At 74.9% G+C, this 8,993-nt stretch carries 11 protein-coding genes and 1 pseudogene; 5 read left to right on the plus strand and 7 right to left on the minus strand.

Annotation, left to right across the window (positions count from 1 at the left end):
- Nucleotides 1-163: 163 nt before the first annotated feature.
- Nucleotides 164-1,093 (minus strand): ADP-ribosylglycohydrolase family protein, encoded by a 930-nt coding sequence (locus DKT69_RS03025; protein WP_109800073.1) that lies wholly within the window; start codon nucleotides 1,091-1,093, stop codon nucleotides 164-166.
- A gap of 73 nt (nucleotides 1,094-1,166) precedes the next feature.
- Here DKT69_RS03025 and DKT69_RS03030 point away from each other — a divergent pair, with 73 nt between their 5' ends.
- From DKT69_RS03030 to DKT69_RS03040, 3 genes are all read left to right on the plus strand, one after another.
- Nucleotides 1,167-1,856 carry a response regulator transcription factor gene (locus DKT69_RS03030; protein WP_109800074.1) on the plus strand — a complete coding sequence of 230 codons (690 nt, stop codon included), beginning with the start codon at nucleotides 1,167-1,169 and terminating at the stop codon, nucleotides 1,854-1,856.
- Nucleotides 1,857-1,885: 29 nt separating this feature from the next.
- On the plus strand, nucleotides 1,886-3,277 hold the full coding sequence (locus DKT69_RS03035) for a HAMP domain-containing sensor histidine kinase (protein WP_109800075.1): 1,392 nt from the start codon (nucleotides 1,886-1,888) through the stop codon (nucleotides 3,275-3,277).
- Nucleotides 3,278-3,514: 237 nt separating this feature from the next.
- Nucleotides 3,515-3,784, plus strand: coding sequence for a hypothetical protein (locus DKT69_RS03040; protein WP_146230974.1), 270 nt, complete (start codon nucleotides 3,515-3,517; stop codon nucleotides 3,782-3,784).
- Here the strand turns inward: DKT69_RS03040 and DKT69_RS03045 are convergent.
- Together DKT69_RS03045 and DKT69_RS03050 are read right to left on the minus strand one after the other, a co-directional pair.
- The gene (locus tag DKT69_RS03045; RefSeq protein WP_109800077.1) at nucleotides 3,760-4,785 is read right to left on the minus strand and encodes an adenosine deaminase; all 1,026 of its coding nucleotides are present in this window, start codon (nucleotides 4,783-4,785) and stop codon (nucleotides 3,760-3,762) included. The two genes, DKT69_RS03040 and DKT69_RS03045, sit on opposite strands and share 25 nt — an antisense overlap.
- Nucleotides 4,782-5,576 carry a trans-aconitate 2-methyltransferase gene (locus tag DKT69_RS03050; RefSeq protein WP_109800078.1) on the minus strand — a complete coding sequence of 265 codons (795 nt, stop codon included), beginning with the start codon at nucleotides 5,574-5,576 and terminating at the stop codon, nucleotides 4,782-4,784. Before DKT69_RS03050 ends, DKT69_RS03045 begins: the two co-directional genes overlap by 4 nt.
- Before the next feature lie 85 nt (nucleotides 5,577-5,661).
- Here DKT69_RS03050 and DKT69_RS03055 point away from each other — a divergent pair, with 85 nt between their 5' ends.
- A complete protein-coding gene (locus DKT69_RS03055) occupies nucleotides 5,662-6,645 on the plus strand; it encodes an aldo/keto reductase (RefSeq protein ID WP_109800079.1) in 984 nt (327 codons plus the stop codon).
- Between the two features lie 73 nt (nucleotides 6,646-6,718).
- Nucleotides 6,719-6,916 carry a hypothetical protein gene (locus tag DKT69_RS03060; RefSeq protein WP_109800080.1) on the plus strand — a complete coding sequence of 66 codons (198 nt, stop codon included), beginning with the start codon at nucleotides 6,719-6,721 and terminating at the stop codon, nucleotides 6,914-6,916.
- A gap of 125 nt (nucleotides 6,917-7,041) precedes the next feature.
- On the opposite strand, the gene DKT69_RS03065 is transcribed toward DKT69_RS03060, so the two are convergent.
- The 4 genes and pseudogenes from DKT69_RS03065 to DKT69_RS03080 form a co-directional block, all read right to left on the minus strand.
- Nucleotides 7,042-7,245, minus strand: a complete 204-nt coding sequence (locus DKT69_RS03065) for a cold-shock protein (protein ID WP_011905669.1) — start codon at nucleotides 7,243-7,245, stop codon at nucleotides 7,042-7,044.
- A gap of 291 nt (nucleotides 7,246-7,536) precedes the next feature.
- On the minus strand, nucleotides 7,537-7,809 hold the full coding sequence (locus DKT69_RS03070; RefSeq protein ID WP_109800081.1) for a DUF4235 domain-containing protein: 273 nt from the start codon (nucleotides 7,807-7,809) through the stop codon (nucleotides 7,537-7,539).
- A 245-nt stretch (nucleotides 7,810-8,054) separates the two neighbouring features.
- Nucleotides 8,055-8,246, minus strand: a pseudogene (locus DKT69_RS39430) (DUF3618 domain-containing protein); the annotation flags it as partial.
- Nucleotides 8,243-8,677: a phage holin family protein gene (locus tag DKT69_RS03080; protein WP_109800083.1), complete on the minus strand. Its 435-nt coding sequence runs from the start codon at nucleotides 8,675-8,677 to the stop codon at nucleotides 8,243-8,245. The pseudogene DKT69_RS39430 and the gene DKT69_RS03080, both read right to left, overlap by 4 nt.
- Nucleotides 8,678-8,993 lie beyond the last annotated feature (316 nt).

Raw genomic sequence — 8,993 nt, forward strand, 5'->3', positions numbered from 1 at the left:
AGCTTACTACGCGTCTCGTGGGCTCGGAGATGTGTATAAGAGCCAGGGGCTGGGCGGCGGCGCGGCACTCGGCTGGCTGCTCAGCCGCCGGCGGCGCGGCGCGCTGACGCTGCCCGCCCAGCCCGCACCACCCGCGCGTCCCGGCCCGGCCTCCTGAAGGGGTTCAGGCGTGGGCGGGGAGCCAGTCGGGCAGTGGCTCGCGGGCGGCCAGCCAGCCGTCCGGCACGCCGCCGGGGGTGCCGACGCCGGTGTGCGCGGCGACCACCGCGCCGACGATCGCCGAGGTGGTGTCCACGTCCCCGCCGGCCTCGACGCAGACCCGGATCGCCGTCGGGTAGTCGTCGAGGTGGGTGGCAGCGACCCAGAGGGTGAACGGGACGGTGTCCTGGGCGGTCACCCGGGAGCCGTTGCCGAGCACGTCGGCGGCCTCGCCGGCGGGGCGACCCAGCAGGCCGGCCGCCCGGCGTACCCGCGCGTGCACCTCGCCGGCCGGGTCGAGCGCGGCGCCGACCGCGGCCAGCAACCGGGTCGGCTCGGGCCGGTCGCCGTCGAGGCGGGCCCGGGCGGCGAGCGAGGCGGCGACGGCCACCGCGACCGCCCCGGCGATTCCCTCGGGATGGGCGTGGGTGACCTCCGCGGAGGCACGGGCCTGGTCGGCGGCGCGACGGGTCGAGTCGGCGTGCCAGGCGCCGAGCGGGCCGACCCGCATCGCTGCCCCGTTGCCGCAGGAACCCTGCCCGTCGAACGCGGACGCGGCCGCCACCGGCCAGGGCGTGCCGGTGCGGATCAGCCGGAGGATGGTGACGGCGCCCGGGCCGTAGCCGCGGTAGGGCTCGCACCGCTCGGCGAAGTCGAGCGCCAGCCGGTCCCGGTCGATCCGTCCGCCGGCGGCCAGCGCGGCCACCACCGAGCAGGCCATCTCGGTGTCGTCGGTCCACGGCCACGGTGGGGGCGGCAGCCGTCCGGCGGCCAGGTCCGTGGGGTGCCGGCCGGGGACGAAGAACTGCGCGCCGAGCGCGTCGCCGACCGACAGGCCGGCGAGCGCGTCCCGGGCGAGCGCCAGCCGGGCGTCGGGAAACAGGGTGAACGTCATCGTCGTCCCAGCTTGCCCGCTTTCCAGCAGTGCCGCAACGCGATCAACTTGCCACGCCCAGTACCGTCTTGACGTGGCCACCGTGCTCCTGGTCGAAGACGATCACGTCGTACGCGGCGCGATGCTGCGGTCCCTCACCGACCGGGGGCACGCCGTGCACGCCGTCGGTACGGCCCTGGACGCGTTGCGCCGGGTCGCCGCCGAGACCCCCGACCTGGTCGTGCTCGACCTCGGCCTGCCCGATCTGGACGGCTCCGACGCGCTGCGGATGCTGCGCGGCATCACCGACGTCCCGATCATCATCGCCACCGCCCGCGACGACGAGCAGTCGGTGGTCCGGCTGCTGCGGGCGGGGGCCGACGACTACATGGTCAAGCCGTTCACCGGCGCGCACCTGGATGCCCGGATCACCACCGTGCTGCGCCGGGCCGGCCGGGCCAGCCGCACGGTGCAGCCGGCCGTGCACACGGTCGGCGGCCTGCGGGTGGACGTGGGCGAGCGCAGCGCCCTGCTCGACGGGGAGCCGCTGGCGCTGACCCGCAAGGAATTCGACCTGCTGGCGTATCTCGCCGCACGTCCCGGCCGGGTAGTGTCCCGGCGGGAACTCTTGGAGGAGGTATGGCGGCAGCCATCGGTCGGCGAGGACCAGACCATCGACGTTCACCTGTACTGGCTGCGCCGCAAAATGGGCGAGTCCGCGGCGAAGCCGCGCTACCTGCGCACCGTGCGGGGGGTCGGCTTCCGGCTGGTGGCGCCGGACTGAGGTCGTCGCTGGCCTGGCTCACGGCCGGCATGTGCAGCCTCGTCGCGCTCGCCTTCCTCCTCCCGCTCGGGATCAGCCTCGGCGACCAGGCGCGCGAGGAGAAGCTGGCGGACGCCGCCCGGCGCAGCGCCCTGGTCACCGGTGCCCTCGCCGTCAGCACCGACCCGGCGGTCGTCGGGCGGGCCGTGGCGGCCAGCGGTGACGACCCGGCGACCCGGCCGGTCGTCCACGGACTGGGTGGCGACGAGTCCGCGGGCCGCGCCGACGCGGCGGCGCTGGCCCGGGCCGGCGCGGAGCGCCGCTCGCTGGTCACCGACGTGCCCGGCGGGGTGCTCCGGCTCGACCCGGTGGTGCTCGGCGACAAGGTCGCCGTGGTGGAGGTCTTCGTCCCCGACCGGGTGCTCGACGAGGGCTCCGGCGGCCGCTGGCTGCTGCTGCTCGCGGTGGCCGTCGCGCTGGTGGGCGCCGCGGTCATCGTGGTCGACCGGGTGGCCGCCCGCGCGGTCGACTCGACCGGCGAGCTGGTCAAGGCGGCCCTGGCGATCGGCGACGGCGACCTCGGCGTACGCGTCGAACCGAGCGGACCGCGGGAGCTGGCCGAGGCCGGGCACGCGTTCAACCGGATGGCCGACCAGCTGGTGGCGCTCCGCTCCGACGAGCGGGAACTCGTCGCCGACCTCTCCCACCGGCTGCGCACCCCGCTGACCGTGCTGCGCCTCGACGCCGAGGCGCTGGAGTCCGACGACACCAGCATCGGCACGTTCAGCGAGGCGGAGCTGGACCGGCGGCGGGGCATCCGGCGGATCCGCCAGGCCATCGTCACCCTGGAGGGCGAGGTCGACCAGCTGATCAAGACCACCCGCAAGGCGGTCACCCAGGAGACCGGCCCGGCGATGTGCGACGTCAGCGAGGTGGTCCGGGACCGGATGGTCTTCTGGGCGGCCCTCGCCGGGGACCAGAACCGGCCGCACCGGGTCAGCGGGGCGCAGCTGCGCATCCCCGCGCCGGTGCCCCGGGCCGAGCTGGCCGCCGCGCTCGACGCGGTGATCGGCAACGTCTTCCGCTACACCCCGCAGGGCACGGCCTTTGAGGTGGCCGTCAGCCGGCGGGACGGGTACGTGGCGATCCGGATCGACGACGCCGGCCCCGGCATCGCCGACCCCGACCGGGCGCTGCGCCGCGGCGCCAGCGACCAGGGCTCGACCGGGCTGGGGCTGGACATCGCCAAGCGGGTGGCGTTGCAGGCCAACGGCTCGGTGAGCATCGACCGGGCCCGGCTCGGCGGCGCCAGCGTGGTGATGCTGCTGGCCGACCCGGAGGCGACGCCCCGGCAGGTCAACCGGTTCGGCCTGGTCGGCCGGATCTCGCGGGAGGCGCGGGAGCAGAAGACCGGCGGGCGGCGCTGGCCCCGGCCGCGCTGACCCCGCCGGCTGTGGGCCGGCGCAAGTCTTCCTTAGATCCGGGTTAACGACGGCGTCGGGGCCACGGTGGACTGACAGGATCTGGGACGAACCCATCAGTTCCGTCGGCCGGAACGCCCTGTAACACCACCGGCAGGCCGGAGCCGTGCGCGCGGCGGGAGTTCGGTCCCCCCACACCTCGCTCCCGCCGCGCGCCACTCCCCCGTCGAGCCGCACCCCGGGCGTGAGGTGACCGTGATGACGCCGACCGTCAGCCGCCTGCTCCGCTGGGCCGCCGTGATCGGGGTGGGCGTCGCCCTCACGCTCGCCGCCTGGCAGGACCCGGTGCTCGCGTACGGCGCGCGGCGGCCACCGCTCGGCACGCCGCTGGCCAAGGTCGTGATCACCACGGCGCTCGGTGGGCTGGTCGGGATCAACGTCGTCCTCGCCGGGCGGCGCCGGCCGACGCGGGTCTCCCCGCCGGCCGGCGCCGTCGCGTCCGCTCAGCGGGTCGCGGCCGCCAGGTAGGCGTCGATCTCGGCGCTGATTCGCGCCTGCTCGCCGGCCTCCATGAACGACGCGGTCACCGCGGCGCGGGCCAGGCCGGCCAGCCCCTCCGGACCGGCGTTCAGCAGCCGGGCGGCGACCGCGTACTCGTCGTTGAGGGTGGTGCCGAACATCGGCGGGTCGTCGGAGTTGACGGTGACCAGCAGCCCGGCCTCGACGAGCTGCGGCAGCGGGTGCTCCGCCATGGTCGCCACCGCTCGGGTGCGCACGTTGGAGGTGGGGCACACCTCCAGGGCGATCTGCCGCTCGGCCAGGTGGGCGAGCAGTTGCGGGTCGAGGGCGGCGGAGATGCCGTGGCCGATCCGCTCGGCGCCCAGCTCCCGCAGCGCGTCCCAGACCGTCTCCGGTCCGGTGGTCTCCCCGGCGTGCGGCACCGAGCGCAGGCCGGCCGCCCGGGCCTGGTCGAAGTACGGCTTGAACTGCGGTCGGGGCACCCCGATCTCCGGGCCGCCGAGGCCGAAGCTGATCAGCCCGTCCGGCCGCTCCGCCAGGGCGATCCCCAGGGTCTCCTCGGCGGCGGGCAGGCCGGCCTCGCCGGGGATGTCGAAGCACCAGCGCAGCGCGATGCCGAAGTCGGCCTCGGCCCGCTTGCGGGCGTCCTCGATGGCCTCGCAGAACGCCGGGGCGGGGATGCCCCGGTGCACGTGCGAGTACGGGGTGACGGTCAGCTCGGCGTACCGGACCTGCTGGCGGGCCAGCTCCCGGGCCACCTCGTGGGTGAGGATCCAGACGTCCTCCGGGTCGCGGATCAGGTCGACGACGCTCAGGTAGACCTCGATGAAGTGGGCGAAGTCGCGGAACGCGAAGTAGTCGGCGAGGGCGTCCGGGTCCGCCGGGACGGGGGTGCGCCCCTCGTGCCGGGCGGCCAGCTCGGCGACGATCCGGGGCGAGGCGGAGCCGACGTGGTGCACGTGCAGCTCCACCTTGGGCAGTCCGGCGATGAAGGTGGACAGGTCGGTCACTGGTTCTCCTCTGCGTGGGCGCCGGTGCGGGCCACCACGAAGATCCGGCGGAAGGGGAAGTACACCTGACCCTGCCGCACCGGGTACGCCGCGGTGAGGCGTACCCCCAGCTCGGCCCGGAAGTCGGCCCAGCCGGCGGCGTCCAGCGCGGCCCGGACCGGGCGCAGCGCCGTCCCCTCCATCCAGGTCAGCACCGGGTGGTCCGCGTCGGCGGCGGCCGGGAGCAGGTGCACGTAGGTAGTCTCCCAGGCGTCCACCGCGCAGCCGGCGCCGACCAGCAGGGCGGCGTAGTCCACCGGGTCGCCGACCGGCGCCTCGCGCAGCAGCGGGGCCAGCTCGGCCCGCCAGCGGTCCCGCCCGGCGACCTCGCGCAGCGCCCGGTGCGACGGGGCGTCGAAGTTCCCCGGCACCTGCGTGGCCAGCCAGGCCCCGGCGGGCAGCTCGCGGGCCCAGCGGGCGAGCAGTTCCCGGTGGCCGGGCACCCACTGGAGGACCGCGTTGGAGACCACCACGTCCACGTCCGGCCCGGGGCGCCAGTCGCGGACGTCGCCGACGGCGAAGCTGACCGGCACGTCCAGGGTGGCGGCCCGGTCGATCATCTCCGGGGAGGAGTCCAGGCCGACGATCCGGCTCCGGGGCCAGCGCTCGGCGAGGCTGGCGGTGAGGGTGCCGGGCCCGCAGCCGAGGTCGACGACGGCCCGCGGCCGCGGCGCCGGGATCCGGGCCACCAGGTCGTGGAACGGCCGGGACCGCTCGTCGCCGTACCGCAGGTAGGTGGTGGGATCCCACATGACAGCCTCCAAACCGTACGTACGTTTTGTTGGAACCATACGGCCCGTCGAGCGCCCGGGCAAGCGGATCACTAGGCTCGTCGGGATGGAACAGCGCAGCTTCGACCGGCTCGGCCGGCAGGTCGGCATCGTCGGACTCGGCGCCTGGCAGCTCGGCGCCGACTGGGGCCAGGTCAGCGAGGACGCGGCGATGGCCGTCCTGGCCGCCGCCGTGGACGCCGGCGTCACGTTCCTGGACACCGCCGACGTGTACGGCGACGGGCGCAGCGAGCAGCTCATCGGCCGGTTCCTGCGGGAGCGCCCCGGGCACGGGCTGACCGTCGCCACCAAGATGGGGCGCCGGGTGGCGCAGACGCCGCAGGCGTACACCCTGGACAACTTCCGGGCCTGGACCGACCGGTCCCGAGCCAACCTCGGCGTGGACACCCTGGACCTGGTCCAGCTGCACTGCCCGCCCACCGCGGTCTTCGCCGACGACCGGGTCTTCGACGCCCTGGACACGCTGGTCGCCGAGCAGCGGATCGCCGGGTACGGGGTCAGCGTGGAGACCTGCGACCAGGCGCTCGCCGCCATCGGCCGGCCCGGCGTGGCCAGTGTGCAGATCATCCTCAACGCGGTCCGGCACAAGCCCCTGGAGCGGGTGCTGCCCACCGCCGCGGCGGCCGGGGTCGGCATCATCGCCCGGGTGCCGCTGGCCAGCGGCCTGCTCTCCGGCCGGTACGACGAGCACACCACCTTCCCCGCCGACGACCACCGCACCTTCAACCGGCACGGCGAGTCGTTCGACGTCGGCGAGACCTTCTCCGGGGTGGACTACGACCTCGGCCTGGCCGCCGTGCGCCGGCTCGCGCCGCTGGTCGGCGAGGACCGGACGATGGCCCAGTTCGCGCTGCGCTGGATCCTCGACCAGCCCGGCGTCACCGTGGTCATCCCCGGCGCCCGCGACGCCGACCAGGCCCGGCGCAACGCCGCAGCGGCCGACCTGCCGCCGCTGACCGACGCGGAGCGGGCCGCCGTGCGGCAGACGTACGACGAGCTGATCCGGCCGCAGGTGCACGACCGGTGGTGACCGGCGCGGCGCCGACGTGCCGGGGCGCCGGCGGGCATGCTTGGACCGGCGCCGTACGCCGGAAGGGGATTCGATGAGGGGCTGGCTGACACTCACGCTCGGGCTGCTGGCGGTGGTCGTCGGCGCGGTCTGGACCGTGCAGGGCCTCGGCTACATCGGCGGCAGCGTGATGACCGACCAGCGAATCTGGGCGGTGGTCGGGCCGGTGCTCGTCCTCATCGGACTGGCCGGACTCTGGTACGGGGTGCGGGCTCGCCGCCACCGGTCCTGACCCGCGCGTCCCACCCGGACCGTCCCCGGAACGCGGAAAGCCCCGCATCCCTGCGCGGGCTGCGGGGCTTCACATCGATCCGGGGGGCCGGATCGCACTGGCCGGCGGCTGCCGGCCGGCACTGCTCAGAGGGGGCGGACCTGCTCGGCCTGCGGACCCTTCTGACCCTGGGCGATCTCGAACTCCACCCGCTGGTTCTCCTCCAGCGTGCGGTAGCCGCTGGTCTGGATGGCCGAGAAGTGGACGAACACGTCAGCACCCCCGCCGTCGACGGTGATGAAGCCGAAGCCCTTGTCTGCGTTGAACCACTTCACGGTTCCCTGCGCCATGTGTATCTCCTTCTAAAACTGGCGGCCGAGCACGCCGTGCGGCCGATTGGCCGTTTTCGAGCAGCGGCGCCTGAGGCGGCCCCCGGTGAAGGAGACTTCTCTCAACCCACGCCGTCTCTCAACAGCGGGGAACAGCAAACCACGTACGTAAAAACTCTGCACAGCCCAACGGACGAAATTCTCCGACATGTGACCTGACGGATGCGTCAGATCAACTGGGCGGGCCGGCGGGACCGTGCGAAAGGCCCCTTCCCCGTCGATGGCTGGGGAAGGGGCCGACACCTGCGCTGATCAGTCGGGCCAGCTGCCGGTCAGCCGGCGTACCCCGACTGCGCCGCCCCGGTCCACCGCGGCCCGGACCGCCGCAAAGATCGCTCCTTGCAACGCCGCGGCGGCCAGGATCTCGCCCCAGCCGCGGTCCTCGTCGGTGGCGCTGGGCGCCTCGCCGTCGCCCGCGGTCACCTTCCAGACCTGCCGGAAGATCACCCCGGCGACCGTGCCGGCGGCCAGCCCGAGCAGCACCCCGACGGGCTTGTACGCGGCCTTGCCGATCTTTCCGCTCACCTGCGCCTCCCCCGGACGATCAGCAGCACCACCACGCTCGCCACCGCGCCGGCCGCGATGGTCGCCCACGGGACGGGATTGCGCCGGACCGTCCCACCCTTCTCGGACGCCTGCACCCGGGCGACCCGGGCCTTCTCCGCGGCCTGCCCGCGCACCACGCCGGCCTTCTCCGCGGCCTGCCCGCGCACCACGCCGGCCTTCTCCGCGGCCTGCCCGCGCACCACGCCGGCCTTCTGCGCCGCCTGCCCGCGCACCCGGGCCAGGGTCGACGCGGCCTGCTCGCGCATCCGCGCCTTCGCCTGCTCGGCGGAGTCCTTCAGCCGGGCCTTGACGTCGGCCTTGGCGGCCAACAGCTCCACCGTCTCACCCAGCTCCACCCGGGTGCGCCGGATCTCCTCGCGGAGCGCCTCGGTGTCGCCGGTCCCGTTGCCCGTCATGCCCGCCTCCCGTCCTTCACCGCGGCGGTGACGGTGTCCACGTCCGCCCGGACGCTGCGAACCGTCGCCTGCGGCACCGGCGGGACGGCACGGCTGACCTGCTTCTTGCCGACCAGGGCGAGCGCCCCGGCGAGCAGGAAGAGCGCCACCCCCACGATCAGGGCGGCGAGCCACCCGGGCATCACCAGCGCCAGCAGCAGGATCGCCGCGGCGACCAGGGCGCCCGTGCCGTAGAGGGCCATCACCCCGCCGCCGCCGAAGAGGCCGATCCCGATCCCGGCGTGCTTTCCCTTCTGGGTCAGCTCCGCTCGGGCCAGCGCCAGCTCGTCCCGCACCAGCCGGGAGACCTGCTCGGTGGCCCGCTGCACAAGTTCCGCGGTGGACGGCTCGCTCCCGGTCCGGGACGTGCTGCGACTCGCGACGTCAGCCATGCTGTCCTCCTTTCATCATCACCGCGCTGTATGCCCGGAGTCGCGGCCCGCCAATCCTGCCCGGAGCGCCGGTCCCGCCGCCCACCGTCCGGCGCGGGCCGGAGCCGGGGCGTGCGCAGCAGGTCCCCCGAACCCGACGGAACAAACCCACCGGGGGCCAGATGTCCCCGCAACGAGCGACCCTGGCGGGTCCGCCGCGGCGGCAGGACGCCTCCCGGCAGGTGCAACGGGCCGGCGGGCGGCGAGGTCACGTCGGGCGGCCGGCGCCCCGAAGAGCGCGGAGCCCCCGGCGCCCGCTGGCTCTTATACACATCTG

The sequence above is a fragment of the Micromonospora sicca genome (assembly GCF_003172935.1).
Lineage (GTDB): Bacteria > Actinomycetota > Actinomycetes > Mycobacteriales > Micromonosporaceae > Micromonospora > Micromonospora sicca.

Bases quoted from the DNA above. Each gene is read 5' to 3' on its own strand.
- DKT69_RS03025 (WP_109800073.1), bottom strand. From the start codon at position 1,093: ATGACGTTCACCCTGTTTCCCGACGCCCGGCTGGCGCTCGCCCGGGAC.
- DKT69_RS03035 (WP_109800075.1), top strand. From the start codon at position 1,886: ATGTGCAGCCTCGTCGCGCTCGCCTTCCTCCTCCCGCTCGGGATCAGC.
- DKT69_RS03040 (WP_146230974.1), top strand. From the start codon at position 3,515: ATGACGCCGACCGTCAGCCGCCTGCTCCGCTGGGCCGCCGTGATCGGG.
- DKT69_RS03050 (WP_109800078.1), bottom strand. From the start codon at position 5,576: ATGTGGGATCCCACCACCTACCTGCGGTACGGCGACGAGCGGTCCCGG.
- DKT69_RS03055 (WP_109800079.1), top strand. From the start codon at position 5,662: ATGGAACAGCGCAGCTTCGACCGGCTCGGCCGGCAGGTCGGCATCGTC.
- DKT69_RS03060 (WP_109800080.1), top strand. From the start codon at position 6,719: ATGAGGGGCTGGCTGACACTCACGCTCGGGCTGCTGGCGGTGGTCGTC.
- DKT69_RS03065 (WP_011905669.1), bottom strand. From the start codon at position 7,245: ATGGCGCAGGGAACCGTGAAGTGGTTCAACGCAGACAAGGGCTTCGGC.
- DKT69_RS03080 (WP_109800083.1), bottom strand. From the start codon at position 8,677: ATGGCTGACGTCGCGAGTCGCAGCACGTCCCGGACCGGGAGCGAGCCG.